General features: G+C 72.1%; 22 protein-coding genes. 9 read left to right on the forward strand and 13 right to left on the reverse strand.

The window, feature by feature from the left end:
• Positions 1-46: 46 nt before the first annotated feature.
• On the forward strand, positions 47-2,254 hold the full coding sequence (locus ACIG3E_RS20415; RefSeq protein ID WP_399618135.1) for an alpha-N-acetylglucosaminidase: 2,208 nt from the start codon (positions 47-49) through the stop codon (positions 2,252-2,254).
• Between the two features lie 99 nt (positions 2,255-2,353).
• On the opposite strand, the gene ACIG3E_RS20420 is transcribed toward ACIG3E_RS20415, so the two are convergent.
• Positions 2,354-2,998 carry a DUF4360 domain-containing protein gene (locus ACIG3E_RS20420; protein WP_399618138.1) on the reverse strand — a complete coding sequence of 215 codons (645 nt, stop codon included), beginning with the start codon at positions 2,996-2,998 and terminating at the stop codon, positions 2,354-2,356.
• A gap of 510 nt (positions 2,999-3,508) precedes the next feature.
• Between ACIG3E_RS20420 and ACIG3E_RS20425 the strand changes: the two genes are divergently transcribed.
• Entirely contained in the window at positions 3,509-4,372 is an 864-nt protein-coding gene (locus ACIG3E_RS20425; RefSeq protein WP_399618141.1) for a chitosanase, read from the forward strand.
• Positions 4,373-4,492: 120 nt separating this feature from the next.
• Positions 4,493-5,446: an alpha/beta hydrolase gene (locus ACIG3E_RS20430; RefSeq protein WP_399618143.1), complete on the forward strand. Its 954-nt coding sequence runs from the start codon at positions 4,493-4,495 to the stop codon at positions 5,444-5,446.
• 31 nt (positions 5,447-5,477) lie between these two features.
• Here the strand turns inward: ACIG3E_RS20430 and ACIG3E_RS20435 are convergent, their stop codons facing one another.
• The 8 genes from ACIG3E_RS20435 to ACIG3E_RS20470 all read right to left on the reverse strand — a co-directional run bounded on the left by ACIG3E_RS20435 (position 5,478) and on the right by ACIG3E_RS20470 (position 12,697).
• A complete protein-coding gene (locus ACIG3E_RS20435) occupies positions 5,478-6,827 on the reverse strand; it encodes a nucleobase:cation symporter-2 family protein (RefSeq protein ID WP_399618834.1) in 1,350 nt (449 codons plus the stop codon).
• 284 nt (positions 6,828-7,111) lie between these two features.
• Complete coding sequence (locus tag ACIG3E_RS20440; RefSeq protein ID WP_399618145.1) at positions 7,112-8,500, reverse strand: 8-oxoguanine deaminase; 1,389 nt, start codon at positions 8,498-8,500, stop codon at positions 7,112-7,114.
• Between the two features lie 48 nt (positions 8,501-8,548).
• Positions 8,549-9,946: a nucleobase:cation symporter-2 family protein gene (locus tag ACIG3E_RS20445; protein ID WP_399618148.1), complete on the reverse strand. Its 1,398-nt coding sequence runs from the start codon at positions 9,944-9,946 to the stop codon at positions 8,549-8,551.
• Positions 9,947-10,009: 63 nt separating this feature from the next.
• Positions 10,010-10,966, reverse strand: coding sequence for a factor-independent urate hydroxylase (pucL, locus tag ACIG3E_RS20450; protein WP_399618150.1), 957 nt, complete (start codon positions 10,964-10,966; stop codon positions 10,010-10,012).
• 3 nt (positions 10,967-10,969) lie between these two features.
• Complete coding sequence (uraH, locus tag ACIG3E_RS20455; RefSeq protein ID WP_399618152.1) at positions 10,970-11,368, reverse strand: hydroxyisourate hydrolase; 399 nt, start codon at positions 11,366-11,368, stop codon at positions 10,970-10,972.
• A gap of 6 nt (positions 11,369-11,374) precedes the next feature.
• Positions 11,375-11,932, reverse strand: coding sequence for a 2-oxo-4-hydroxy-4-carboxy-5-ureidoimidazoline decarboxylase (uraD, locus tag ACIG3E_RS20460; RefSeq protein WP_399618155.1), 558 nt, complete (start codon positions 11,930-11,932; stop codon positions 11,375-11,377).
• Positions 11,933-12,080: 148 nt separating this feature from the next.
• Complete coding sequence (locus tag ACIG3E_RS20465) at positions 12,081-12,440, reverse strand: helix-turn-helix domain-containing protein (RefSeq protein WP_399618158.1); 360 nt, start codon at positions 12,438-12,440, stop codon at positions 12,081-12,083.
• Positions 12,440-12,697 (reverse strand): thiamine-binding protein, encoded by a 258-nt coding sequence (locus tag ACIG3E_RS20470; protein WP_242725618.1) that lies wholly within the window; start codon positions 12,695-12,697, stop codon positions 12,440-12,442. Before ACIG3E_RS20470 ends, ACIG3E_RS20465 begins: the two co-directional genes overlap by 1 nt.
• Before the next feature lie 188 nt (positions 12,698-12,885).
• Here ACIG3E_RS20470 and ACIG3E_RS20475 point away from each other — a divergent pair, with 188 nt between their 5' ends.
• From ACIG3E_RS20475 to ACIG3E_RS20490, 4 genes are all read left to right on the forward strand, one after another.
• Entirely contained in the window at positions 12,886-13,725 is an 840-nt protein-coding gene (locus ACIG3E_RS20475; protein WP_399618163.1) for a TIM barrel protein, read from the forward strand.
• Positions 13,726-13,769: 44 nt separating this feature from the next.
• Positions 13,770-14,663: a 2-hydroxy-3-oxopropionate reductase gene (locus ACIG3E_RS20480; protein ID WP_399618165.1), complete on the forward strand. Its 894-nt coding sequence runs from the start codon at positions 13,770-13,772 to the stop codon at positions 14,661-14,663.
• A gap of 186 nt (positions 14,664-14,849) precedes the next feature.
• Positions 14,850-16,307 (forward strand): catalase, encoded by a 1,458-nt coding sequence (locus tag ACIG3E_RS20485; RefSeq protein ID WP_399618167.1) that lies wholly within the window; start codon positions 14,850-14,852, stop codon positions 16,305-16,307.
• 401 nt (positions 16,308-16,708) lie between these two features.
• Entirely contained in the window at positions 16,709-17,293 is a 585-nt protein-coding gene (locus tag ACIG3E_RS20490; protein WP_399618170.1) for a hypothetical protein, read from the forward strand.
• On the opposite strand, the gene ACIG3E_RS20495 is transcribed toward ACIG3E_RS20490, so the two are convergent.
• The gene (locus ACIG3E_RS20495) at positions 17,185-17,889 is read right to left on the reverse strand and encodes a TetR/AcrR family transcriptional regulator (RefSeq protein WP_399618173.1); all 705 of its coding nucleotides are present in this window, start codon (positions 17,887-17,889) and stop codon (positions 17,185-17,187) included. The genes ACIG3E_RS20490 and ACIG3E_RS20495 overlap by 109 nt on opposite strands.
• A 135-nt stretch (positions 17,890-18,024) precedes the next feature.
• Between ACIG3E_RS20495 and ACIG3E_RS20500 the strand changes: the two genes are divergently transcribed.
• Positions 18,025-19,347: an MFS transporter gene (locus ACIG3E_RS20500; protein WP_399618176.1), complete on the forward strand. Its 1,323-nt coding sequence runs from the start codon at positions 18,025-18,027 to the stop codon at positions 19,345-19,347.
• Here ACIG3E_RS20500 and gcl read toward each other — a convergent pair.
• Positions 19,337-21,115, reverse strand: coding sequence for a glyoxylate carboligase (gene gcl / locus ACIG3E_RS20505; RefSeq protein ID WP_399618837.1), 1,779 nt, complete (start codon positions 21,113-21,115; stop codon positions 19,337-19,339). The genes ACIG3E_RS20500 and gcl overlap by 11 nt on opposite strands.
• Before the next feature lie 310 nt (positions 21,116-21,425).
• Here gcl and ACIG3E_RS20510 point away from each other — a divergent pair, with 310 nt between their 5' ends.
• Complete coding sequence (locus ACIG3E_RS20510; protein WP_399618179.1) at positions 21,426-22,142, forward strand: hypothetical protein; 717 nt, start codon at positions 21,426-21,428, stop codon at positions 22,140-22,142.
• Between the two features lie 154 nt (positions 22,143-22,296).
• On the opposite strand, the gene ACIG3E_RS20515 is transcribed toward ACIG3E_RS20510, so the two are convergent.
• Complete coding sequence (locus ACIG3E_RS20515; protein WP_399618182.1) at positions 22,297-23,943, reverse strand: AMP-binding protein; 1,647 nt, start codon at positions 23,941-23,943, stop codon at positions 22,297-22,299.
• A complete protein-coding gene (locus ACIG3E_RS20520; RefSeq protein ID WP_399618184.1) occupies positions 23,940-26,015 on the reverse strand; it encodes an AMP-binding protein in 2,076 nt (691 codons plus the stop codon). The genes ACIG3E_RS20515 and ACIG3E_RS20520 overlap by 4 nt, the downstream gene beginning before the upstream one ends.
• Between the last annotated feature and the right edge of the window lie 128 nt (positions 26,016-26,143).

Below are 26,143 nucleotides of genomic sequence, written 5' to 3' on the forward strand. Positions count from 1 at the left end.
GAGTCACCTCGGTGTCCGCCCCGCCCGCCCGACCCCGGGAGCCCCGATGTCACCCCTGCCCCGCCGCACTCTGCTGACCGCCCTCGCCAGCACGGCCGGGGCCGCTGCGGCCTGCTCCGGAGGGCACGCCGACGGCGCGTCGCGGGCGGCCGTGGGCCCGAGCGGAGAGCCCGGGGAAGCCGCGGCCGCCGCGCGGCGACTGCTCCCCCGGCACGCCGAGCAGATCGCGTTCGAGGTGTCCGGCGCCCCGGACACCTACCGCGTCTCCGGGTCGCGCGGCCGTCTCACCGTCGCGGGACCGACCCCGGCCGTCCAGCTCAAGGGCCTGTACCACTACCTGAAGCACGTCTGCCACGCCAACCTCACCTGGGCGGGCCACCAGCTCGCCCTGCCGAAGCTGCTGCCCGCGCCCGGCGCGCCGCTCACCGGCCGCGCCAACTCCCCGCACCGCTTCGCCCTCAACGACACCAACGACGGCTACACGAACGCCTACCACGACTGGACCTACTGGGAGCGCGAGATCGACGTGCTCGCGCTGCACGGCTACAACGAGGTCCTGGTGTACACGGGCGCGGACGCCGTCCACCACCGGGTGTTCCAGGAGTTCGGATACGGGGACGAGGAGCTGCGGGCCTGGGTCCCGGGGCCCGCGCACCAGCCGTGGTGGCTGCTGCAGAACATGGCGTCCTTCCCGCACCCGGTCTCGCGGCAGCTCCTGGAGCACCGCGCCCGGCTCGGGCGACGCATCGCGGACCGGCTGCGCGCGCTCGGCATGACGCCCGTGTTCCCCGGCTACTTCGGCACCGTCCCGCCGGGCTTCGCCGCGCGGAACCCGGGCGCGCGGACCGTGCCGCAGGGAAACTGGGTGGGCTTCGCGCGGCCCGACTGGCTGGATCCGCGCACCGGCCCCTTCGCGCGGGTCGCCGCCGCCTTCTACCGCGTCCAGGGCGAACTCCTGGGGCCGTCCACGATGTACAAGATGGACCTGCTCCACGAGGGCGGGAAACCCGGTGACGTGCCGGTGGGCGAGGCCGCGCGGGCCGTCGAGCGGGCGCTGCGGACCGCGCGCCCTGACGCCCTGTGGGTGATCCTCGGCTGGCAGCACAACCCGCCGAAGGCCCTCACGGACGCCGTCGACAAGGGCCGCATGCTCGTCGTCGACGGCCTGTCCGACCGCTTCCCGTACGTCACCGACCGCGAGGCCGACTGGGGCGGTACGCCGTACGCCTTCGGCTCGATCTGGAACTTCGGCGGGCACACCGCGCTCGGCGCGAACACGCCCGACTGGGCGGAGCTGTACGAGCGGTGGCGCACCAAGGACGGCAGCGCCCTGCGCGGCATCGCCCTGCTGCCGGAGGCCGCCGACAACAACCCGGCCGCCTTCGAGCTGTTCTCCGAACTCGCCTGGAGACAGGGCGAGTTGGACCTCAAGGAGTGGTTCACGCAGTGGGCCACCAGCCGGTACGGCGGCGCCGACGCGCATGCCGCGCGCGCCTGGGACGTGCTGCGGCGCACCTGCTACGGCACCACCCGCGCCGACGCGTGGGCCGAGGGCGCCGACGGGCTGTTCGGCGCCCGGCCCGGCCTGACCGTGCGCTCCGCCGCCTCCTGGTCACCGAAGGAGCTCCGCTACCGGGCCGCGGACTTCGAGGCCGCGCTCGACGCACTCCTTTTGGTACGGCGGGAGTTGAGGGGCTCGGCGGCGTACCGGCGGGACCTGCTCGACGTGGCACGGCAGGCGCTGTCCAACCGGAGCCGGGTGCTGCTGCCCCGGATCAAGGCCGCGTACGACGCGCGGGACACCGCCCGCTTCGAGCGGCACACCCGCACCTGGCTGCGCCTGCTCGGCCTGCTCGACCGGCTCGCCGCCACCGACGCCGGGCAGCTGCTCGGGCGGTGGGTCGCGGACGCCCGGGCGTGGGGCGCCGACGAGCGCGAGCGGGACCAACTGGCCTATGACCAGCTGTCGTTGGTCACCGTATGGGGCACCCGCGCCGGGGCCGACGCGGGCCTGAAGGACTACGCCAACCGCGAGTGGGCGGGCCTCGTCGGCGGCCTGTACCGGCTGCGCTGGACGACGTACTTCGACACGCTGCGGGCCGCCCTGGACGAGGGCCGCGCGCCGGAGAGCGTCGACTGGTTCGCCCTGGAGGACCGGTGGCTCCGCGACCCCGGACGCCTCGCCGTGGCCCCCACCGGAGACACGTACGCGATCGCGAAGAAGGTGCGCGACGTACTCGACGGGACCCGCTGACGCGGGGCCCGTCGCCGCGCCTCCGGACGGCGGTCGGCCCCGCCGGAGGCACGGCCCCCTCACCAGGAACTAGCTGGTCAGCACCTCAGCCGAGCCGGATCAGCGCGGGCACTCCTTCCACTTCACGCGGTAGATCGTGCTGATGGCCCCGTCGGTGGAGTCCATCGTCATGAAGCTGGTCTTGGTGCGGTCCGAGGTGCCGACGTCCACCCGCAGCTCGGTGTTGATGTTGAAGTTGCGCTTCTTGCCGCAGGGCGCCCAGACCAGCTGGGTGACCTCGGTCTCGTCGGTGGCCTGCCAGTTGTCCGCGACCGGGCCGGAGAAGGCGTGGGACTTGGCACCGGTGTCCGGCGAGCCCTGGAAGTAGTACGAGGCCTTCTCGGTGCCCTTGGCGCCCCGCTCCAGCGAGGCGAAGCCGCGGTAGTCGGCGCTCGCGATCGCGTAGGTGAAGCCCTGCGGGACGTGCACGATCAGGCTGAGCTGGCAGTTCTTGCGGAACGCCGTGGGGGCGGAGCTGCCGCCCGCCTGGGCGAGGTAGTCGCTGTAGGTGACGGTGAACGCCGTGTTGTCCTCGGAGACGGCGACGGCCGCCGTCCCTCTGGGGCAGCCCGAGCCGTTCACGGTCGCGATCTCGATCACGATCTTGTCGGGCGGCGGGTCACTGATCTCGGTCGGGTCGTGAGCGGGCAGACCCGCGGCGAGCAGGGTGGCGAGGGCGCCACCGGCGAGCAGTGCAGCGGACATGTTCGTGGTTCTCCCATCGAGTGCTTCGGCCCGTGACGGCACGCACGCAGGGCGTGCCGCCGCGAGGTGGGGGATGGAGCGTGTGCTGGGAGGAACTGACTCAGCCATCGCACGGGCCCGCTCACGCGGTCCGCTCACGGGTCGGCGACCGGTCGGCGTGCGATGAGCGGAGGCTGAGGGTGTTGGGATCGTACGGACCAGCGTGAGCAGCGACTAGGGCGATGACCGGCCATGTACGAGCGTGCTCCTGGGCCCTCTGGGACACGCGCTCGTGCCGCCTTGAGGGACCGCCGTGACTCCTGTGCCGCGAAGCGGGCCGGGCCGGGCGGCGGACCGGGGGCGCGCCGGACGCGCCCCGGCGGCGCACTGGCGGCGCGCCGGGCCGCGCACGGGGCCGCGCACTGGACTGTGCTTGACGGGTATACGTCATCTTCGATTTCTGGTAGGAAACCTTCCTAACAAAGCACGGCCCCGCACGGCACCACGAACTCCCCCCCTTTGGAGGTTCCGTTGCACTCCCACCCCACCCCCCACCGCACCAGCACGCGGCGCACCGTCATCGGCCTGATCGGCGCCGCCCTGATAGCGAGCCCCCTGATAGCCACCCAGACCGCGGGCGCCGCGCCCGCGCCCCGCGCCACCGCCCCCGCGAGCTCCGCCGCCGTCGGCCTGGACGACCCGGCGAAGAAGGAGATCGCCATGAAGCTGGTCTCCAGCGCGGAGAACTCCTCGCTCGACTGGAAGGCGCAGTACAAGTACATCGAGGACATCGGTGACAAGCGCGGCTACACCGCGGGGATCATCGGCTTCTGTTCCGGCACCGGCGACATGCTCGACCTCGTCGAGCTCTACGCCAAGCGCAAGCCCGGCAACGTCCTGGAGAAGTACCTGCCCGCGCTGCGCCGCGTGAACGGCTCCGACTCGCACGCGGGCCTGGACCCCAACTACACCAAGGACTGGGAGAAGGCCGCCAAGGACCCGGCCTTCCAGCAGGCGCAGAACGACGAGCGCGACCGCGTCTACTTCAACCCGGCCGTCAAGCAGGGCAAGGCCGACGGCATCGGCGCGCTCGGCCAGTTCGCGTACTACGACGCGATCGTCATGCACGGCGACGGCGGCGACAGCACCAGCTTCAGCAGCATCCGCAAGCGCGCCCTGCGCACCGCCAAGCCCCCGGCGCAGGGCGGCGACGAGACCAAGTACCTCCACGCCTTCCTCGACGCCCGCGTCTGGGCCATGAAGCAGGAGGAAGCCCACGAGGACACCAGCCGCGTGGACACCGCCCAGCGCGTCTTCCTCAACAAGAAGAACCTGAACCTGGACCCGCCGCTGGCCTGGAAGGTCTACGGCGAGTCGTACCGCATCGACCGCTGAGCAACGCCCCGCCGCGGGGCGCGGGGTGCGCACGGTCCGTGGGGGGCCGCGCGCACCTCGCGCCACATCTGCCCCAAAGGCTCTTGTCGGCACCCGTCCGGACTGTCTACGTTCGCGACCATGACTGACCGGAGGAACATCCTGCGCGGCGGTATCGGCGCGGCCACGGGCGCCGTGGCGCTAGGGCTCACGGCGGCCGGGCCCGCCGCGGGCGCGACCACCGCCGCGCGCACCTACGTCCTGGTGCACGGCACCAACAGCGCGGGCGCCTTCTGGGCCCCCATCGCCCGGGAGTTGACCCTGCGCGGGCACCGCGTCATCGCGGTGGACCAGCCCTACCACGGGGCGGAGGCGTACCTTCCCGCCTCCTACCAGACACAGGACCTGGCGGCGTTCGCCACCGAGCCGACGCCGCTCGGGCGGATCGGACTCGACGACTTCGAGCGGCGGGTCACCGGCGTCGTGCGCCGGGCGGCCCGCCACGCGCGCGGCGGCAAGGTGGTGCTCGTCGGGCACAGCATGGGCGGCGTCTCCGTCAGCCGGGTCGCCGACGCCGTGCCCGAACTCCTGGAGCACCTCGTCTACATGGCGGCGTACTGCCCGGCCCCCGCCTTCCCCACCATCGCCGCCTGCATGGGCACCCCCGAGGCCGCCGACGCGATCGTGCCCGACGAACAGGTCATCGGCGACCCGGCCACCCTGGGGGTGATCCGGCTCAACCTCCGCACCGGCGACGCCAAGGACCTCGCGCTGTTCAAGGAGATGGTCTGCGCGGACTACCCCGACGCCGCCTTCCGGAACGTGCTCGCCGGGCTCCAGCCCGACGAGTCGGACCGGGTGGCCACCGACCGCGCCGTCGGCGGGGCCGGGACCTGGGGCCGGGTGCCGCGCACGTATCTGCGCTTCGGCAAGGACCGCCTCATCACCCCGGCGCTCCAGGACCTCATGATCGCCGCCGCGGACGAGCGGACGCCCGGCAACCCCTTCCGCGTACGGAACTTCCCGACGGCCTCGCACGTCGGCCCGCTCGACCCCGAGCCGGTGGTGGCCGCGCTCGCCGAGCTGGGGCGCTGAGGGGGCGGGGCGCCGCCCCGGCGCCGGGCGGTCAGTGTGCGGTCGCCCGCTTGGGGACCCGGGACTCCGAGATCTCGTCGCCGGGTTCCATCGGGGCGGTGACCTCGTCGTCCTCGCGGCCGCTGCCGATGTGGTTGAAGAGGAGGTTGAGGACCACCGCGGCGACGCAGCCCGTGGAGATGCCGGAGTCCAGGATGATCCTCGCGGTCTCCGGGAACGCGTGGTAGAACTCCGGCGCCGAGATCGGGATCAGGCCGACGGCGAGGGACACCGCGACGATCAGGACGTTGTTGTCCTTGTCCAGGCCCGCCTTGACCAGGGTCTGGATGCCGCTGGCGGCCACCGAGCCGAACAGGACGACGCCCGCGCCGCCGAGGACCGGCCGGGGCACGACCGCGATCAGCGAGGCCGCCATCGGGCACAGGCCCATCAGGACGAGGAAGCCGCCGCCGGTCGCCACGACGTAGCGGCTGCGGATCTTGGTCATCGCCACCAGGCCGATGTTCTGCGCGAAGGCGCTGCACATGAAGCCGTTGAACAGCGGGCTGACCGCCGAGCCGAGGGTGTCGGCGCGCAGGCCCGCCGCGATGGTCTTCTCGTCGGCGGGCCGGTCGACGATCTCGCCGAGCGCGAGCATGTCGGCCGTGGACTCCGTCATGGAGACGACCATGACGACGCACAGGGAGACGATCGCGGCCGCCGTGAACTGCGGGGCGCCGAAGTGGAACGGCGTCGGGAAGCCGACCACGTCCGCCTGCGTGACCGGGTCGAAGTCCGTCACGCCGAACGGGATCGCCACGAGCGTGCCGACGACCAGGCCGAGCAGGACGGCGATCTGCTTGACGAAGCCGCGCGTGAACCGGCGCAGCAGCAGCACGATCAGCAGCGTGATGCCCGCGAGGGCCAGGAACTTCCGCGAACCGTAGTCGTCGGCCGCGGGGTTCGGGCCCTGGGCCCAGCCGAAGGCCACCGGCATCAGGGAGATGCCGATGAGGGTAATGACCGTGCCCGTGACGACGGGCGGGAAGAAGCGGACCGCCTTGGAGAAGAACGGGGCTGCGACGAAGCCGAGGATCCCGGCGACGATCACCGCGCCGAAGATGACGGGCAGCGCGTCGTCCTTGTCCTTGGTGGAGTCCACCACGGCGAGCATCGGCGCGACACCCGCGAAGGTCACGCCGTTGACGAAGGGAAGGCGGGCGCCGATGTTCCAGACGCCGAGGGTCTGCAGGAACGTGGCCAGGCCCGCGGTGAACAGACAGGCCCCGGTGAGGAAGGTCAGCTCGGTGGCGGACAGGCCCACCGCCGCGCCGACGATCAGCGGCGGCGCCACGACGCCCGCGTACATCGCGGCGACGTGCTGAAGGCCGGTGGTGGCCATCTTGAGCGCGGGGAGGCGCTCGTCAACTGGGTGCTGCGCAGCGGCAGTCGCTGCGTCCTTGCGGGAACTTGGCTTGGCCACGGCGGACCCTCCGGTCGGTTACACGTCACCGGGTGACGCGGGTATCAGGGAGGCGGTGCAGTGGAACAGGGAGGAGATGAGGGTCCGGGGGCGCGCACGCCGTGCGCGCCCCCGGCCACAGTGCCCCGCGGACCCCGCTCGGGTCCACGGGCGCCGGCTGAGGGCCGTCCCCCTCAGCCGGACGTCTGCGCTCGCCCGCGCGGTCAGCGCTCCGCGGTGATGCGCGCGAGTCGCTGGGCCTCGTCCCGCGCGGCGCGGGCAATGGCGTCCTCGTCGGCCGTCAGCAGACGGCCGTGCTCGACCACCGGCTCGCCGTCGACGAGGGAGAGGGTCACCGGCGCGGCGGCGCCGAAGACGAGTGCGGTGACCGGGTCGGCGATCGTGGAGTGTCCGATGCCGTCGATCTTCCACAGGACCAGGTCGGCGAGCTTGCCCGCCTCCAGGGAGCCGATCTGGCTCGCGCGGCCGAGCACCTGCGCGCCTCCGTAGGTGCCGAGGCGCAGGGCCTGACGGGCGTTCAGGGCGGCTTCCTTGTGGGCGCCGAGCCGGTTGATGAGCAGGGCGTTGCGCAGCTCGGTGTGGAGCTCGCCGGACTCGTTGGAGGCGGTGCCGTCCACGCCGAGCCCGACGGGCACCCCGGCGGCGAGCAGGTCGGGGACGCGGGCGATGCCCGCCGCGAGCCGGGCGTTGGAGGACGGGCAGTGGGCCACGCCCGTGCCGGTCCTGGCGAAGGCGGCGATGTCGGAGTCGTTCATGTGGACGCAGTGCGCCATCCACACGTCGTCGCCCAGCCAGCCCGTGGACTCGAAGTAGTCCGTCGGCCCCTTGCCGAACAGCTCGTGGCAGAACTTCTCCTCCTCCACCGTCTCACTGCCGTGCGTGTGCAGCCGCACCCCCAGACGGCGGGCCAACTCGGCGCCCTGCGCCATGAGTTCAGTAGAGACGGAGAAGGGCGAGCAGGGCGCGACGGCGACCTGCGTCATGGCGTCGAAGGACGCGTCGTGGTGCGCCCCCACGGTCTCCTCGGTGGCCGCGAGCGCACCCTCCAGGCTCTCCACGGCGAAGTCCGGCGGCAGGCCGCCGTCCTTCTCGCTGCGGTCCATGGAGCCGCGGGCGAGGGTGAAGCGCACGCCCATGTCGCGGGCCGCCCCGATGACGGCGCCGGACAGGTCGCCGGAGCCCTTCGGGTACACGTAGTGGTGGTCCATGGCGGTGGTGACGCCGCCGCGGGCCATCATCGCGAGGGAGCCGCGGGCGGCGGCGCGGACCATGTCCTCGTCGATGCGCGCCCACGTCGGGTACAGCGCGACCAGCCAGTCGAAGAGGTTGTGGTCGGTGGCGAGGCCGCGGGTGATCCACTGGTAGAAGTGGTGGTGCGTGTTGATCAGGCCGGGCGTGGCGAGGTGTCCGGTGCCATCGATCCGGCGTACGACGTTCTCCAGGCCCTCGGGGGCCTTTCCGGCGCCGAGGGACTCGATCCGGTTCCCGGCGACGACGAGGTGGCCGGAGGCGTACTCGGTGTCCTCGGCGTCGACGGTCGCGATCGCGACGTTCTCGATGACGGTGCGCTGCGGGGCTGCCGAAGGTGCCATGGTGCGTCCTTCTCGGGTGGGTGGCGGTGGGTCGGGCACGGCAGGACCCTAGGGGGATTTGAGTGCCGCGACCTCGCTGTGCGCGCTGTCACGGGTGCCGAGATGGTGGAAGAACAGGTTCAGCGCGACGGCGACCAGCGCGCCCGCGCTGATCCCCGAGCCGAGCACGGTCTGCGCCCAGGCCGGGAAGTCGGCGTAGAAGGTGGGCGCGGCGAGCGGGATGATGCCCGCGCCGAGCGCCACCGCGACCAGGACGATGTTGGAGCTGTCGTCGAGGCCCGCCTCGGACAGCGTGCGGATGCCGCTGACCGCGATGGAGCCGAAGAGCACGATGCCCGCGCCGCCGAGCACCGGCATCGGTACGAGGCTGACGACCGCGCCGAGCACGGGGAAGGCGCCGAGCACGATCAGGGCGCCGCCCGCCACGGCGACGACGTAGCGGCTGCGCACCCGGGTCAGCGAGACCACGCCCACGTTCTGGGCGAAGGCCGAGGTCGGAAAGCCGCCGAAGACGGGTCCGACGAGGGTGGCGACGCCGTCGGTGCGCAGGCCCCGGGTGATGGTGGCGCCGTCGGTCCTGCGCTCGCAGATCTCGCCGAGCGCGAGCATGCCCGCGCTGGACTCGGTCATGAGGACGAGCATCACGATGCACAGCGAGAGGATCGCCGCGGGCTGGAACTCCGGCGCTCCCGCGGCGAAGGGCGTGGGCAGGGCCGCGACCGGCGCGGACCGCAGCGCGGAGAAGTCCGCGAGCCCGAACGGCACCGCCGCGAGCGTGCCGATCAACAGGCCCATGAGCAGGGCCACTTGCTTGAAGAAGCCGCGCGCGAACCGCTGGAAGAGCAGGATCACCACGAGCGTGAACGCGGCGAGCGCGAGGTAGCGCATGTCGCCGAAGTCGGCGGCCTCCTTGTCGCCGCCCTGGGCCCAGCCGACGGGCACCGGCATGAGCGTGACCCCGATGAGCGTGATGACGACGCCGGTGACCAGCGGCGGGAAGAACCGCAGGAGCCGCCCGAAGAACGGTCCGACGACGAGGCAGAAGAGCCCGGCGACCATCACCGCGCCGTAGATCGCGGGGAGTTGGTGGCCCGTGGCGTTGGTCTCAGCGATGGCGAGCATCGGCGCGATGCCCGCGGAGGAGGCCGCGTTGACGAACGGCAGCCGGTTGCCGACGACGCCTTTGACGCCGAGCGTCTGCAGGAGCGTGGCGAGTCCGGCGATGAGCAGACCGGCCGCGATGAGCCGGGTCTGCGCGGCGGCGTCGAGGCCGACGGCCTGCCCGATGATGAGCGGAGGGGTGACGACACCCGCGTACATGGCGGCGATGTGCTGGAGCGCGGCGGGGACGAGCCGCGAGACGTGGAGCTTCTCATCCACCGGGTGGCATGCGTCCGGCGGGGTGGAACACGGGCCGTCGGTCGGCCCTTCGGCAGGCTGTGCCATAGCTGTCGTTCCCTCCGGTGTGGCGCGCCCCGCCCCTGCGGCGGGCGGGGCGCGCGTCCCGCGTCAGAGGTTGGTCATGTCGACCGGGATCTTGGCCTCGGCGCCGTCGCGCAGGATCGTGGCCTCGATGAGGCCGTAGGGACGGTCCGCGGCGTAGTAGACCGCGCCGTCCTTGGCGTCGTTGTCGAGGCCGCAGAAGGAGAGGTCCTGGCGGAAGTGGTGCTTGTTGGGCGCGGAGAAGCGGATCTCGTCGATCTCGCCGCGGTTGTTGATGACCCGCGAGCCCATTTGGTAGAGCGTCTGCTGGAGCGAGAGGGAGTACGTCTCCACGAAGGCCTGGAGGATGTGCTTCTTCGCCTGCTCGTAGGACTTGTTCCAGCTGGGCGCGCGCTGGTCGTCGCTCGTCCAGGTGTACCGCCACCACGTCGACAGGGACGTGGCGAGGATGCGGTCGTAGTCCTCCTTGAGCGTCGTGTACTTGTCCTTGATGTAGCCCCAGAACTCCGAGTTCGTGGTGTTCATGACGGTCAGGTCCTTCAGACCGCTGAGCACCTCGAAGTCCGCGCCGTCATACGTGATTTGAGCGAGGCGGGTCTCCTGGCCCTTGCGCACGAAGGAGTGCTTGACCTCGTCGGCGCCGATGAACTTCGAGTTGCTGTCGGAAGCGGCGATGCGCTCCCAGGAGTACTCCTCGATGCGGATGCGCGCCCGGTGGATGGAGGGCTGGCTGTCCACGAAGTGCCGGGCGAGGTGGATGCCGTAGGCCTCGGCGGACTCGATGCCGTGTTCCTTGGCGAAGGCGAAGCAGGTGTTCTTCGTGGTGTCCGTCGGCAGGCAGTTGGCGTTCGAGCCGTTGTAGTGGACGTCGTCCAGGTCGCCGGAGAGGGCGACGGAGACGTTCAGGTCCTTGATGTGGTGGGTGTCGCCGTCCCGCGTGATCTTTACGACTCGGTTCTCGGCCTTGCCGTACTGGTTCTGTCCCAGGACCACAGGGCGGGCGTGGCGGGAAGAGTCGACCATCTGCTAGCTCCCTCGATATACGGAGTAGCCGAACGGGTTGAGCAGCAGCGGTACGTGGTAGTGCTCGCCGGGCTCGACGGCGAACGTGATCCCTACCTCTGGAAAGAACGCACCGCTGTCCCGATTCGCGGGGGCGTCCTGCTGCGCCTCGGCTTGCTTGGCTTGCTTGCTCAGGAAGTACGGCTCGACGGCGAAGTCGAGGCGCACATGGGTGGTGCCCTCCGGCAGCGCCGGGAGGTCCTTGCAGCGCCCGTCCGCGTCGGTCACCGAACCGCCGAGCTCCCGCCAGTCCGCGCCTCCCCCGCCGCGGGCGGAGAGCTGGACGGCGACCGCCGCGGCCGGGCGGCCGACCGAGGTGTCCAGGATGTGCGTGGACACCGAGGCCGTGGTGCTTGTGCTCATGCTGCGTCAGTCCTCTTCAACGACGTCGACGATGCGGGCGAGGCGGATCCGGTTGATCTTGCCCAGCTCGGCGCGGACGATCTCGCGTTCGCGCTCGGGCGTGTTGCCGATCCGGTCCCGGACCGCGTCCCGCATCTGCTCCCCGCTCCTGCCGGTGGCGCAGATGAGGAAGACATGGCCGAACCTGTCCTGGTAGGCCAGGTTGAGTTCGAGCATCTCGGCCTTGAGCTCCGCGGACGCCCCGGCCATGCCCCGCTGCTCGCGGGACGAGGTCGGGTCGCCCGGCTTCGGGCGGCCGATCGGCGGGTGCCCCGCCATCGCCTCGGCCAGGTCGGCCGCGGTCAGCTCGGCCGTGGCGGCGTCGCTCGCGGCGTACAGGTCTTCGGCGGTGGCGAAGGGGCGCCGGGCCAGGATCGCGTCGCCCCAGGCGGTCGAGGCGCAGGCCTCGTGGAGTGCGGTGCGCGCCGCGGCCTCGTCGAGGGCGTTGAACCGGGCCAGGCCCGGCGTCTTGGTGCTCGAAGTCACGGGGGCCTCCGGGGCCTTTGTGCTGGACGGGCTGCGCATAGCTAACGCCGTCCGAAAGTCGACGTCAACACTTTGTTGAAAACTTTGGTTAACAAAGACCCCGGGCCAGGGGGGCGCGGCTTCATCGGCGCTTCGCGCCTCGTCCTCACACGCCGGACGGGCTCGTAAGAGCCCGTCCGGCGTGTGGCTACGTGGAGCGATTCAGGTAGTTGTAGACCGTAAACCTGCTCACGCCGATCGCCGTGGCGACCGTCTCCACGCCATGGCGCACAGCGAAGGCGCCGCGCGACTCCAGCATCCGCACGACCTCCTGCTTCGCCTTGCGGTCGAGGTCCGCGAGGGGGCCGTGCTTGCGCTCCAGGGCGAGCAGGATGTGGTCCAGGGACTCGGCGAGCTGCGGCAGCCGCACGGCCACGACGTCCCGCCCCTCCCAGGCGAGCACGACGTCGTCCTCGCCCGCCTCCTCGGGGGCCAGCATGCGCCCGCCCATCGCGTCCACCAGCGGCTTCACCGCGAGGGCGAAGGGGTCGTCGGCGAGCCCCGGCATCAGCCCTCCCCCTCTCCGGCGCCGAGGACGTTCACCTGGAGGGAGACGCGGGTGGCGCCCGCCTTCAGGGAGCGGCGCAGCATCGCGTCGACCGCGGCGAGCACGGCGTCGGCGTCGCCCTCCGCGGTGTTGCCGAACGGACCGACGTCCACGGCGTCGAGGCCCGCCCCCTGGACCACCTCGCGGGCGACCACCGCGTGCGGGGGCGCCTCGTCCAGATCGAAGGGCTCGGTCGTGAACTCCACTCTCAATCGCACGGGCTCAACCTACTTCGGACTCCGGAATCCGCGGCAGCCCCTCTTGACAGCTTCCACGGAACGGAGGCAGTCTTCCATCAAGCAGAAACGAACTTCCGCTATACGAAATCAGCCTTCGGCGCTGCGGCCACGGCACCCGGCCCCACCGCGCCCCGGCCACGGCACTACGGAAGGAGCGCGGAAGCCCCATGGGATTCTCCGACCAGCGCTTCGATGTGAACCTGTCGATCCTCTTCACCGAGCTCCCGCTCCTGGAGCGCCCCGCGGCCGCCGCCGCGGCGGGGTTCAAGGCCGTCGAGCTGTGGTGGCCCTGGGTCGAGACCCCCACCCCCGAGCACTCCGAGCTCGACGCCCTGAAGCAGGCGATCGAGGACGCGGGCGTCCAGCTGGTGGGCCTGAACTTCTACGCCGGGCAACTGCCGGGCCCCGACCGGGGCGCCCTGTCGATCCCCGGCGAGGAGAGCGAGAAGTTCCGCGCGAACGTCGACGTCGCCGCGGACTTCGCCGCCTCCCTCGGCTGCACGGCGCTCAACGCCCTGTACGGCAACCGCGTCGACGGCGTCGACCCGGCCGCCCAGGACGAACTCGCCCTGGAGAACCTGGTCCTCGCCGCCCGCGCCGCCGACCGCGTGGGCGCGGTGCTGCTGATCGAGGCGCTGAACGCCCCCGAGTCGCCGCGCTGCCCGATCGTCAGCGCCCCCAAGGCCATCGAGGTCGTGGACAAGGTCAACGAGGCCACCGGGCTCGGCAACGCGAAGTTCCTCATGGACCTGTACCACCTCTCCATGAACGGAGAGGACCTGCCGCGGGTGATCGCCGCGTACGCCGACAAGACGGCCCACGTGCAGATCGCCGACAACCCGGGGCGCGGCGCCCCCGGCACCGGGTCGCTCCCCCTGGAGGAGCTGCTCGACCAGCTGCGCGAGGCCGGGTACGAGGGCCGGTTCGGCCTGGAGTACAAGCCCGGCGACCGGCCGAGCCACGCGTCCTTCGACTGGCTCCCGGCCGGGGTCCGAGCTCCGCGCTGAGCAGGCAACTCACGTACGCACCAACGTAGTTAGAGAGGTCCCTCATGAGCACGCTCCCCAAGGTCGCGTGGATCGGACTCGGGATCATGGGATCGCCCATGTCCGAGAACCTGATCAAGGCCGGTTACCCCGTCACCGGCTACACCCTGGAGCAGGACAAGCTGGACCGGCTCGCCGCCGCGGGCGGCACCGCGGCCGCCTCGATCGCCGAGGCCGTCCGCGACGCCGACGTCATCGTGACGATGGTGCCCGCGTCGCCGCAGGTCGAGGCCATCGCCTACGGCCCCGACGGCATCCTGGAGAACGCCAGGTCCGGCGCGCTGCTCATCGACATGTCGTCGATCACCCCGCAGACCTCCGTGGACCTCGCGAAGGCCGCCGCGGCCAAGGGGATCCGGGTGCTCGACGCCCCGGTCTCCGGCGGCGAGGCCGGAGCGATCGAGGCCGTCCTGTCCATCATGGTCGGCGGCGAGCAGGCGGACTTCGACGCGGCCAAGCCGCTGTTCGACGCCCTCGGCAAGACCGTCGTACGGTGCGGCCCGCACGGCTCGGGCCAGACCGTGAAGGCCGCCAACCAGCTCATCGTCGCGGTCAACATCCAGGCCTGCGCCGAGGCCGTGGTCTTCCTGGAGAAGTCCGGCGTGGACCTGGCCGCGGCCCTCGACGTGCTGGGCGGCGGGCTCGCCGGGTCGACCGTCCTGACCCGCAAGAAGGACAACTTCCTGAACCGGGACTTCAAGCCGGGCTTCCGCATCGACCTGCACCACAAGGACATGGGCATCGTCACGGACGCCGCCCGCAACGTCGGCGCCGCGCTGCCCGTCGGCGCCGTGGTGGCCCAGCTCGTCGCCAGCCTGCGCGCCCAGGGCGACGGCGGCCTCGACCACTCCGCGCTGCTCCGCTCCGTCGAGCGGCTCTCCGGCGGCCCCGCCGCCTGAGGCAACCCAGACTTCCGGGCCGTGGCGGCGCTGACACCTGCCCTGTCGCGCCCAAGCGCCGCCGCGGCCCGGAACCCCACCCCACCTCGAACTTCAACAAACTGTTGACGCGATGGATCCGGCGTCCCTACGCTCGCGTCACCTCAGCAGCCCATGCAGTCCTGCACGGAAGGCCGACCTACCACCATGCCGAAGCGCGTGCTCACCACCGAGTCCGGCGCCCCTGTCGCCGACAACCAGAACTCCGCCACCGCAGGCGTCGGCGGCCCGCTCCTCCTCCAGGACCAGCACCTCCTGGAGAAGCTCGCCCGCTTCAACCGCGAGCGCATCCCGGAGCGCGTGGTGCACGCCCGCGGCTCGGGCGCGTACGGCTACTTCGAGGTGACCGACGACGTCACCGGCTTCACCCACGCCGACTTCCTCAACGAGGTCGGCAAGCGCACCGAGGTGTTCCTGCGCTTCTCGACCGTGGCCGACAGCCTCGGCGGCGCCGACGCCGTCCGCGACCCGCGCGGCTTCGCCGTGAAGTTCTACACCGAGGAGGGCAACTACGACCTCGTCGGCAACAACACGCCGGTCTTCTTCATCAAGGACCCGCTGAAATTCCCCGACTTCATCCACTCGCAGAAGCGCGACCCGTTCACGGGCAAGCAGGAGCCGGACAACGTCTGGGACTTCTGGGCGCACGCCCCCGAGGCCACGCACCAGGTGACCTGGCTGATGGGCGACCGCGGCATCCCCGCCTCGTACCGGCACATGAACGGCTACGGCTCGCACACCTACCAGTGGACCAACGCCCAGGGCGAGGCCTTCTTCGTCAAGTACCACTTCAAGACGAACCAGGGCATCCGCAGCCTGTCCTCCGAGCAGGCCGCCGAGATCGCGGGCAAGGACCCCAACTCCCACCAGACGGACCTGCTCCAGGCCATCGAGCGCGGTGTGAACCCGTCCTGGACGCTGCACGTGCAGCTCATGCCCGCGGCGGACGCGGCGCACTACCGCTTCAACCCCTTCGACCTGACGAAGGTGTGGCCGCACGGCGACTACCCGCTCCAGCGCGTGGGCCGCCTGGTCCTCGACCGCAACCCCGACAACGTCTTCGCCGAGGTCGAGCAGGCCGCCTTCTCGCCGAACAACTTCGTGCCGGGCATCGGCCCCTCGCCGGACAAGATGCTCCAGGGCCGACTGTTCGCGTACGCCGACGCGCACCGCTACCGCCTGGGCGTCAACCACACCCAGCTCGCGGTGAACGCGCCGAAGGCGACCACCGCGGACAACTACGGCCGCGACGGCTTCATGGCCACCAACGCCTACGGCCGCGAGCGCAAGAACTACGAGCCCAACTCCTACGACGGCCCCGCCGAGACCGGCAGGCCGCTCTCCGCGCCGCTGGCCGTGACCGGCCACACCGGCACGCACGAGGCGCCCGCCCACACCAAGGACGACGACTTCTTCCAGGCCGGTGAGCTCTACCGGCTGATGTCCGAGGAGGAGAAGTCCCGCCTGGTCGCGAACATCGCGGGCGGTCTGTCCCAGGTGTCCCGCGAGGACGTCGTCGAGAAGAACCTCGCCCACTTCCACGCCGCCGACGCCGACTACGGCAAGCGCGTGGAGGACGCGGTCCGCGCCCTGCGCGAGGACTGACACACGATCACTTCACAGACTGCGCCGGGGACTTGACGGGAGGTCGGTCCCCCAGCGCGGATCCCGCGCTGCCGTGCGCCCGGATGAGGGGTGGCACACGGCACGCGGGGGGACGAGGACCGCGGCGGCTCGGGGCGAGCCAGTGCGGTGGCGAAGGCCCCGCCCGCTCCTTCGACCAGAGGAGGACCGACCGGGGCCGTCGCCCGGCCGTCGCGGTCCCTCGCGGGGCGTGCCAGAACCGGCCGATCGGCCTTCGGCCTCGTCCTCAAGCGCCGGACAGGCTCAAATCCGCGCACTGTCCGCTCCTCCCCCAGGGACGACCACCGCCTCCGCCGCACGGCGGAGGCGGTTCGGCTTGAGCGGGGACGATCTCCGTGCGGCCCCGCGGAATGCTCAGGGGCATGAAGACGACCGCAGTCCCCGTACCCCGCTGGGCCGAGCGCGTGGCCCACCTCATCCCGCTCGTCCTGCTCCCCCAGTGCCTCTGGCGGCTCCCCTTCGCCTTCGGCTTCGACATGGGCGCTGGCACGGGCTCGATCGGCAGCCTGTGGATCTCCGTCCCGTACGTCTTCGGTCTGAGCCTGCTCACCGAGGCGCTCGCGCTGCTGTCCTTCGGGCTGATCCGGGGCTGGGGCGAAGTGGCGCCGACCTGGGTGCCACTGATCGGCGGACGGCGGCTGCACCCGGCGGTGGCCCTGGTCCCCGCGACCCTGGGCGGCCTCGGCGCGACCCTGCTCTTCGGGCCCTTCACGCTCGGCGCCCTCGGCCTCGGCCACGGCTTCGACGCGTTCGACAGCGGCGCCTGGGAGTTGCTGTTCCGGATCTGCGTGCTGCCCGTGGGCCTGTGGGGGCCGCTGGTCCTGGCGCTCGCCGTGCACTACGCGCTGCGCCGCCGGGCGGCGAGGCCGTCCGTGAACACCTCCACGGCGAAGGCGAACCGCGTGTCCGCCGAGTCGGGCGCGAGCTCCGCGACCGCCGCCAGGTGAGGCAGCGCGTCCCCCTCCTCGGTACGCAGCCACGGCGGCGGGTGCGCCTGGAGGTCCCCCGGGTCCAGATGGGCCGGGGGACGGTCCCGTGGCGCGTCCTCGAACTCCACGAAGCCGACGACCAGGCGCACGGTCTCCATGCAGGCGCGGTAGGCGTCCGCCGGGGTGAGCCCGAGCGCCGCGTAGAAGCCGATGAGCGCGTCCACGTTGCGGAGCATCACGGGGTGACCGGCCATCGTCACGTTCTCGCCGAGGGCGAGCGTGGTCATGCCGGGGTGGCGGCGGTAGTGGGCGCGCAGGTCCGCGCAGAAGGCGGCCAGGCTGGCGCGCCAGGCGCCGGGGGCCGGGTCAAGGCGGGGCGGCCGCCAGGTCGCCTGGAAGATCTCGGCGGCGACCGCGACCAGGTCCCGCCGGTCCTCCACGTAGTTGTACAGGGCGCGGGCGGAGACGCCGAGCTCGGCGGCCAGCGAGCGCATGGTGAGCGCGGCGGCGCCGTGCTCCCCCAGATAGGCGAGCGCGGCCTCCCCCACCGCCTCCCGGGTCAGGGTGGCCCGGCCCTTGCGGTGGGTGGGCCTGCGCCGCGTCGTTCCGCTCATCCCCCGAGGCTAACGGAGGCGCGCGGACCGCTGGAGACGCGGCCCGCACACTGAACTTCACACCTGTTGACTTTAAGCGCCGCGCCCCTCAAAGTGAGTGCGACTAAGGGTTGCCTCACCTTGCTTGGAGTCTCGATGCCCCGTCTCTCCGGCCTCGCCATGGACCTCGGGCCGCTGCGCGAAAGCCGCGACTTCCGGCTGCTCTACGCCGGTTTCCTCGGGGCGATGACCGGCACCCTGATGACCTCGGTGGCCGTCGCGGTGCAGGTGTACGACCTGACCGGCTCGTCCCTCCACATCGGCCTGGTGAGCCTGGCCCGGGCGCTTCCCCTGGTCGTCGGCGTCCTCCTCGGCGGGGTCCTGGCCGACCGGTGCGACCGCCGTACGCTGATGATCGCCACGCGGCTGCCGCTGGCCCTGGTGGCCGCCGCGCTCGCGGCCAACGCGCTCGCGCCGCAGCCCCGGCTCTGGGTGATCTACGCGGCCACCGCGGCGACCGGGCTCCTCGCGGGGCTCGGCGGGCCCGCGATGCTGGCCGCGGTCCCGGCCCTCGCGGGCACCGAGCGCCTCGCCGCGGCGGGCGCCCTGCTCTCCGGCTCCACCCAGCTCGCCGCGCTCGGCGGACCCGCCATCGGCGGCGCGCTCATCGCCGGCCCCGGACTCGCCGCGTGCTACGCGGTGGACGCGGCCGGATTCCTGGTGTTCACGGCGGCGCTGTTCTTCGTCAGGCCGCTGCCCGTGCCGTCGGCCCCCGGCGCCGGGGGCACGGGCGTACGGCAGGCGTTCGGCTCGCTCGCCGAGGGCCTGCGCTTCGTGCGGCGCCACCGCACGATCCTCGGCCTGCTCCTCATCGACGCCGCGGCGATGGTCTTCACGATGCCGCAGGCCCTGTACCCGGCCCTGGCCGACGAGCGGTTCGGCGGCGGGCCCGCGGCCGTCGGACTCCTGTACGCGGCGCCCGCGTTCGGCGCGCTCGTCGGCGCGGCCACCAGCGGCTGGACGGCCCGCGCGGGCGGGCACGCGCTGGTCGGCGCCGTCCTGCTGTGGGGCGCCGCGCTGACCGGCGTGGGGCTCAGCGGCTGGCTGCCGCTCGCGCTCGTCCTGCTCGCGCTCGCCGGGTTCGGCGACCTGATCTCCGAGACGCTGCGCTCGGCGCTGCTCCAGCACGGCACGCCCGACGGACTCCGGGGCCGCGTCAGCAGCTTGTGGATGGCGCAGGCCACGGTGTCGCCCGCGCTCGGCAACGCCGCGGTCGGCCTCCTCGCGGAACTCACCGGGCCCGCCGCCACGGTGACGGTGGGCGGCCTGGTCTGCGTGGCGGCCACGCTCGCGGTGGCGGCGGCGTTCCCGGCGCTGCGCGCCGCCCGCCTGGGCTCCGGGGAGGCCTGTGCCCGGGAGCCGGACTCCCGAGCACAGGCGGCGCGTTCCCGCGCGGGGGACGCTGACGTCAGGCCTTGAACGTCTTGATCGCGCTCGGGACGTGCCAGGCCTCGGTGGCGACCTCCTCGAACTCGGTCACGTCGCTGATGTCGGCCGTGCGGCTCATCGAGATGTTCGTGATCCGCTCCAGGATCGCCTCCACGACCACCGGCACCCGGAACTCCTGGGCCAGCTTCTTGGCCTGCTCGAAGGCCGCGGCAAGGTCGCTGGGGTCGGTCACCCGGATCGCCTTGCAGCCGAGGCCCTCGGCGACCTTCACGTGGTCGACGCCGTAGACGCCGAGCTCCGGGGAGTTGACGTTCTCGAACTCCAGGTTGACCTGGAAGTTGATGTCCAGACCGATTTGGGCCTGGCGGATCAGGCCCAGATAGGAGTTGTTCACGAGGACGTGGACGTACGGGATGCGGTGCTGGGCGCCGACCGCCAGCTCCTCGATGAGGAACTGGAAGTCGTAGTCGCCGGAGAGCGCGACGACCTGGCCGTCCGGGTCGGCCTTCGCGACGCCGAGCGCGGCGGGGATGGTCCAGCCGAGCGGGCCCGCCTGGCCGCAGTTGATCCAGTGCCGGGGCTGGTAGACGTGCAGCATCTGCGCGCCCGCGATCTGGGAGAGGCCGATCGTGGAGACGTACCGCGTCTCGGGGCCGAAGGCCTTGTTCATCTCCTCGTACACGCGCTGCGGCTTGATCGGGACGTCGTCGAAGTGGGTGCGGCGCAGGAGCGTGGCCTTGCGCTCCTGCCCGGCGGCGATCCAGTCGGTGCGGTCGGGCAGCCTGCCCGCCGCCTTCAGCTCGCGCGCGACCTCGACGAAGAGCGCGAGGGCGGCCTTGGCGTCGGAGGCGATGCCGTAGTCCGGCGCGAAGATCTTGCCGATCTGGGTGGGCTCGATGTCGACGTGCACGAACGTGCGGCCCTCGCGGTACACGTCCAGCTTGTAGCCGGTGTGGCGGTTGGCCCAGCGGTTGCCGATGCCGAGGACGAAGTCCGACTCCAGGAAGGTGGCGTTGCCGTAGCGGTGCGAGGTCTGCAGGCCCACCATGCCCGCGTTGAGCTCGTGGTCGTCCGGGATGGCGCCCCAGCCCATGAGGGTGGGGATCACCGGAGTGCCCGTCAGTTCGGCGAACTCCACGAGGAGGTCGCAGGCGTCGGCGTTGATGACGCCGCCGCCCGCGACGATCAGCGGCCGCTGCGACGCGAGGAGGAAGCCGATGGCCTTCTCGACCTGCGCGCGGGTCGCGGCGGGCTTGTAGACCGGCAGCGGCGCGTACGTCTCCGGGTCGAACTCGATCTCGGTGAGCTGGACGTCGATGGGCAGGTCGATCAGGACGGGCCCGGGTCGTCCTGAGCGCATCAGGTGGAACGCCTGTTGGAAGACGCCGGGGACCTGGGCGGCCTCCAGGACCGTCACGGCCATCTTCGTCACCGGCTTGGCGATGGAGGCGATGTCGACGGCCTGGAAGTCCTCTTTGTGGATCACGTGGGTGGGCGCCTGGCCCGTGACGCACAGGATCGGGATCGAGTCGCCGATGGCCGAGTACAGGCCGGTGATCATGTCGGTGCCCGCCGGGCCCGACGTGCCGATGCAGACGCCGATGTTGCCGGGCTTCGTCCGGGTGTAGCCCTCGGCCATGTGGGAGGCGCCCTCGACGTGGCGGGCGAGCGTGTGGTCGATGCCGCCGCCCTCCTTCAGCGCCTTGTAGAAGGGGTTGATCGCGGCACCCGGCACGCCGAAGGCGGCGGTGACGCCCTCGCGCTTGAGGATCTCAACTGCCGCGCGGGCGGCGGTCATACGAGCCATGGGGTTCTCCTGCTCCAGCTGGCGGATTCGGGCTCCCGTCGCGCCCCGCGGTGAGCTGTGAATTCCGGTCCTGCGGTGGTCCGGCCTCGCGGGCCGTGGGCTGGTCTTTCACATTGCGGAATTTAGATTCTGTTATGTGGAAACAATGTAGGACGGGGTGGCCGGACCGTCAAGGGAGTGACGGTCCTGGAGCGGCCCGAAGCTCAAAATCGCGTATCGGGGTAGTTGCGTTCCGTAAGACCATGGGCCCAGGCTGATGCGGCCGGGTGTCACGGGTGACGAGAGGGAGGCGGTGAGGGAGATGACGACGGACGGGGTTCCGGTGCACTGCCCGGTGTGCCGTCACGAGCAGGCCTACGCTCCCCCCGCGTTCCCCTGCTCCTGCGGCGCGCCCGTCGTCCCGCCGGTCGCGTACGGCGCCGCCGCCACCCCCGTCACCGAGCGGAGCTGGGCGGACGACTGGGTGACCGTACGGTGCCGGGCCTGCGGGCGCACGGCGGACTGGCCCCAGCCCGAAGTCGGCTGCGCGTGCGGGGCGGTGCTGCGCGTCCCGGTCCTCACGGAGGCCGCGTCAGCGGCGGGGCCCGGCCTCGCCCCGCCCGAGCCGCCGCTGTCCGCGGCCCCGCCCGCGCCCCGGCCCCCGTTCCGGCCCGTCCCGGTGCGCAGCGCGCGCGACGCCGTGACCACGGCCGCGCTGTATCTGCGCTGGCTCGGCTACGCGGACGTGCGGGACGCCGGGCCCGGCTCCGGCGGCCGCGCGCCGTCCGGGGCGCGGCTCACCGCGCGGGGCGTCCTCGCGCACGTCGAGCCGTCGGCGCGGCCCGTGTCCCTGCGCGACCTGGAGTGCGCGTGGCTCACCGCGCTCACCCACGAGGTCACGTGCGTGTGCTTCGCCCTGTCCGACTTCACGCCCGAGGCGGGCGAGCGCGCGGCGGAGCTCGGCGTGCCGTTGTTCCGCATTGAGCTGGACGGGTTGCCTGTGGCGCTGAACGGGGCGGCGGCCTCGCTCTCCACCTAGGCCCTTCCAGGGCAGGGGGTGCGGGGGGTTTCGCCCTTCGGGCTCGTCCTCAAACGCCGGACGGGCTTGATCCGCGCCCGTCGGCCCAGTCACCCGTCACGTCCACGCCCTGCGGGCTCGTCCTCAAACGCCGGACGGGCTTGATCTGTGCCCGTCAGCCGAAGCGCTCGCGTAGTTCCACCTTGCGTACCTTTCCGGAGACCGTCATCGGGAAGGTGTCCAGGATCTGGAGGGACGCGGGGACCTTGTAGTGGGCGAGGCGGCCCTCGCAGAAGGCGCGTAGTTCTTCGAGGGTCAGGCCCTCTACGCCCTCGTGGAGGATCACGCAGGCCAGGGGCACCTCTCCGTAGCGCTCGTCCGGTACCCCGACCACCTGGACGTCCGCGATCTTCGGGTGGGCGTAGAGGAACTCCTCGATCTCGCGCGGGTAGATGTTCTCGCCACCGCGGATGATCATGTCCTTGATGCGGCCCACGATCCGGACGTACCCGTCGTCCCGCATGACCGCGAGGTCACCCGTGTGCATCCAGCGCCCGGAGTCGATGACGTCAGCGGTGCGCTCGGGCTCGCGCCAGTAGCCGAGCATCACGCTGTAGCCGCGGGTGCACAGCTCGCCCGAGCTGCCGCGCGGCAGGGTGACACCGGTGGCCGGGTCGACGACCTTGACCTCGATGTGCGGCAGGACGCGGCCGACGGTGGCGGTGCGCCGCTCCAGGTCGTCGTCCATGCGGGTCTGCGTGGACACGGGCGAGGTCTCGGTCATGCCGTAGCAGATGGAGACCTGCTCCATGTGCATCTCGGCGACGACCCGCTTCATGACCTCGACGGGACACGGCGACCCGGCCATGATCCCGGTCCTGAGCGACGACAGGTCGTACGTGGCGAAGTCGGCGAGGTTCAGCTCCGCGATGAACATCGTCGGCACGCCGTACAGGGACGTGCACCGCTCGCGCTCGACGGCGTGCAGGGTGGCGACCGGGTCGAAGGACGGCGCGGGGATGACGACGCACGCCCCGTGCGAGGTGGCCGCGAGGTTGCCCATGACCATGCCGAAGCAGTGGTAGAAGGGCACCGGCACGCAGATGCGGTCCTGTTCGCTGTAGCCGATGGTGCGGCCCACCCAGTACCCGTTGTTGAGGATGTTGTGGTGGGAGAGGGTGGCCCCTTTGGGGAAGCCCGTGGTGCCCGACGTGTACTGGATGTTCACCGGGTCGTCGCAGGTCAAGGCGGCCTCGCGGGCGGCGAGTTCCGCGGGCGTGACCGCGTCGGCGGCGGCGAGCAGGTCGTCCCACGAGCCGTCCGCGACGTAGACGACCCGGCGCAGGTCCGGACACTCCGCGCGGACCTGCTCGACCATCGCGCGGTAGTCGCTGCTCTTGTGCGCCTGCGAGGCGACGAGCAGACCGATGCCCGCCTGCTTCAGGACGTACGCCACCTCGTGGGAGCGGTAGGCCGGGTTGATGTTCACCATGATGGCGCCCACGCGCGCGCTCGCGTACTGGACGAGGACCCACTCGGCGCAGTTCACCGCCCAGATCCCGACCCGGTCGCCCCGCACGACCCCGGCCCCCATCAGGGCCCGCGCGAGGCGCTCGACGGCCGCGCCGAACTCGGCGTACGTCCAGCGCGCCCCGGACGGCACGTCGACGAGCGCCTCGCGGTCGGGCCAGGCGGCGACGGCCCGGTCGAGGTTCTGCCCGATGGTGTCGCCGAGCAGCGGGACGGAGGCCGTGCCGTGCGCGTACGACAGCTCGACGGCGCCCCGGTCACCCGCGGCGCCTCGGGGAGCGGAGGCGCTCACCGGAAGTCCTCCTCGCGGTACTCGGCGTCGGAGCCCTGGGCCGTGGCCTCGCGCAGCTCGATGCGGCGGATCTTGCCGGACACGGTCTTGGGCAGCGCGCCGAACTCCAGGCGGCGCAGGCGCTTGTAGGGCGCGAGGACCGCGCGCGAGTGCGCGAAGAGCGCCTTGGCGGTGTCGGGCCCCGGCGCGTAGCCCTCGGCGAGCACCACGTACGCCTTCGGCACGGCGAGGCGCACCGGGTCGGGCGCGGGCACGACGGCGGCCTCCGCGACCGCCTCGTGTTCGAGCAGCGCGCTCTCCAGCTCGAAGGGCGAGATCTTGTAGTCGGACGCCTTGAAGACGTCGTCGGAACGCCCCACGTACGTCAGATAGCCCTCGGCGTCGCGCGCGCCGATGTCACCCGTGCGGTAGAAGCCGCCCGCCATGGCCTCGGCGGTGCGCTCCGGGTCGCCGTGGTAGCCCGTCATCAGGCCCACCGGCGCGGCGGACAGGTCGAGCGCGACCTCGCCCTCCGCCGCGCCCGGCTCGCCGGTCACCGGGTCGAGCAGCACGACGCGGAAGCCGGGTGTGGGGCGTCCCATGGAGCCGGGCTTGAGGGGCTGGCCGGGCGTGTTGGCGACCTGTACGGCGGTCTCCGTCTGGCCGAAGCCGTCGCGGATGGTCACCCCCCAGTCGCTCCGCACCCGCTCGATGACCTCGGGGTTCAGCGGCTCACCCGCGGCCACGACCTCGCGCGGCGGGGTCGTGAGCTGGGTCAGGTCGGCTTGGATGAGCATCCGCCACACGGTGGGCGGGGCGCAGAAGCTGGTGACGCCCGCACGGTCCATCTCGCGCATCAGACGGCCCGCGTCGAAGCGCGTGTAGTTGTGGATGAAGACGGTCGCCTCCGCGTTCCACGGCGCGAACAGGTTCGACCAGGCGTGCTTGGCCCAGCCGGGCGAGGAGATGTTCAGATGCACGTCGCCGGGCTTGAGCCCGATCCAGTACATCGTCGCCAAGTGTCCGACCGGATACGACACATGGGTGTGCTCGACGAGCTTGGGCCGGGCGGTGGTGCCGGAGGTGAAGTAGAGCATGAGCGGGTCGGTGGCGAGGGTGACGCCGTCGGGGGTGAAGGCGTCGGGGGCGGTGTCTACGCCGTCGTACGAGATCCAGACGGGCGCGGTCGGCCCTGCGGGCCCTGCGGGCGCGGTGGGCTTGGCGGGCCCTGCGGGCGCGGTGGCCGTGACGGGCTCGGCGGACCCCGCGGGCTCAGTGGCCGTGGTGGGTACGGCGGACCCGGCGGGCGCGGTCGCCCCGGCCGACGTGGCAACCTCGGCGGGCGCGGCGGCCCCCGCAGGCGCGGTCGCCCCGGCCGACGTAGCCGCCTCGGCGGGCGCGGTGGCCCCGGCAGAGGTCGCCGCCCCGGCGGGTGTGGCGGCCCCGGTCGACGTGACCGCCCCGGCGGGTCCGGTGGCCCCGGCCGACGTGGCAGCCCCCGCAGGCTCGGTCGCCCCGGCGGACGTGGCGGCCCCAGTTGATGCCGCCGCCCCGGCGGGCGTGGCTGAGGCCGTGCCGACCACGATCCGGGTGTAGTCCCCGGGCACCTCCGCGAACTTGGCGGTGTCCTCCGCCCGCACCACCACGTGCCGGGCCCGGCCGCGCTCGATGCGGTCGCGCAGGTCCGCCGCGCCGAGCAGCGGCGTCGCCGGGATGACCACGGCGCGCAGCTTCATCGCGGCGAGCGCGACCTCCCACAGCTCGACCTGGTTGCCGAGCATGACGACGACGCGGTCCCCGGCGGTGACGCCGAGCCCGCGCAGCCAGTTGGCGGCCCGCGCGGAGCGCCGCGCGAGCTCGGCGAAGGTCAGCCGGACCTCGGAGCCGTCCTCCTCGACGATGTGCAGGGCCGTGCGGTCGTTGCCTTCGGCGATGACGTCGAACCAGTCGAGCGCCCAGTTGAACCGCTCCGGGCGCGGCCAGGCGAAGCCCTCGTACGCGGCCGCGTAGTCCTCGCGGTGGCGCAGCAGAAAGTCCCGGGCCGCCCGGAACGTCTCCGTGGCGCCCCCCGTCTCCGTCACCGTCATCGGCATGCCCCGCTCTCCCTAGGTCCCCGCCGTCCACCCGGCCGGCGCGCGGCCGTTCCCCGGCCGACTCCGCATCCGTACCATCGTGGAGTTCGTGATGTGGGTCTCACTACCCCCGGACGGGGGTGCGGTGC

This window comes from Streptomyces sp. NPDC053474 (assembly GCF_044544845.1).
Lineage (GTDB): Bacteria > Actinomycetota > Actinomycetes > Streptomycetales > Streptomycetaceae > Streptomyces.

Bases quoted from the DNA above. Each gene is read 5' to 3' on its own strand.
- ACIG3E_RS20415 (WP_399618135.1), top strand. From the start codon at position 47: ATGTCACCCCTGCCCCGCCGCACTCTGCTGACCGCCCTCGCCAGCACG.
- ACIG3E_RS20420 (WP_399618138.1), bottom strand. From the start codon at position 2,998: ATGTCCGCTGCACTGCTCGCCGGTGGCGCCCTCGCCACCCTGCTCGCC.
- ACIG3E_RS20430 (WP_399618143.1), top strand. From the start codon at position 4,493: ATGACTGACCGGAGGAACATCCTGCGCGGCGGTATCGGCGCGGCCACG.
- ACIG3E_RS20435 (WP_399618834.1), bottom strand. From the start codon at position 6,827: ATGGCCACCACCGGCCTTCAGCACGTCGCCGCGATGTACGCGGGCGTC.
- ACIG3E_RS20440 (WP_399618145.1), bottom strand. From the start codon at position 8,500: ATGGCACCTTCGGCAGCCCCGCAGCGCACCGTCATCGAGAACGTCGCG.
- ACIG3E_RS20445 (WP_399618148.1), bottom strand. From the start codon at position 9,946: ATGGCACAGCCTGCCGAAGGGCCGACCGACGGCCCGTGTTCCACCCCG.
- pucL (WP_399618150.1), bottom strand. From the start codon at position 10,966: ATGGTCGACTCTTCCCGCCACGCCCGCCCTGTGGTCCTGGGACAGAAC.
- uraH (WP_399618152.1), bottom strand. From the start codon at position 11,368: ATGAGCACAAGCACCACGGCCTCGGTGTCCACGCACATCCTGGACACC.
- uraD (WP_399618155.1), bottom strand. From the start codon at position 11,932: ATGCGCAGCCCGTCCAGCACAAAGGCCCCGGAGGCCCCCGTGACTTCG.
- ACIG3E_RS20465 (WP_399618158.1), bottom strand. From the start codon at position 12,440: ATGCCGGGGCTCGCCGACGACCCCTTCGCCCTCGCGGTGAAGCCGCTG.
- ACIG3E_RS20475 (WP_399618163.1), top strand. From the start codon at position 12,886: ATGGGATTCTCCGACCAGCGCTTCGATGTGAACCTGTCGATCCTCTTC.
- ACIG3E_RS20480 (WP_399618165.1), top strand. From the start codon at position 13,770: ATGAGCACGCTCCCCAAGGTCGCGTGGATCGGACTCGGGATCATGGGA.
- ACIG3E_RS20485 (WP_399618167.1), top strand. From the start codon at position 14,850: ATGCCGAAGCGCGTGCTCACCACCGAGTCCGGCGCCCCTGTCGCCGAC.
- ACIG3E_RS20490 (WP_399618170.1), top strand. From the start codon at position 16,709: ATGAAGACGACCGCAGTCCCCGTACCCCGCTGGGCCGAGCGCGTGGCC.
- ACIG3E_RS20495 (WP_399618173.1), bottom strand. From the start codon at position 17,889: ATGAGCGGAACGACGCGGCGCAGGCCCACCCACCGCAAGGGCCGGGCC.
- ACIG3E_RS20500 (WP_399618176.1), top strand. From the start codon at position 18,025: ATGCCCCGTCTCTCCGGCCTCGCCATGGACCTCGGGCCGCTGCGCGAA.
- gcl (WP_399618837.1), bottom strand. From the start codon at position 21,115: ATGACCGCCGCCCGCGCGGCAGTTGAGATCCTCAAGCGCGAGGGCGTC.
- ACIG3E_RS20510 (WP_399618179.1), top strand. From the start codon at position 21,426: ATGACGACGGACGGGGTTCCGGTGCACTGCCCGGTGTGCCGTCACGAG.
- ACIG3E_RS20520 (WP_399618184.1), bottom strand. From the start codon at position 26,015: ATGCCGATGACGGTGACGGAGACGGGGGGCGCCACGGAGACGTTCCGG.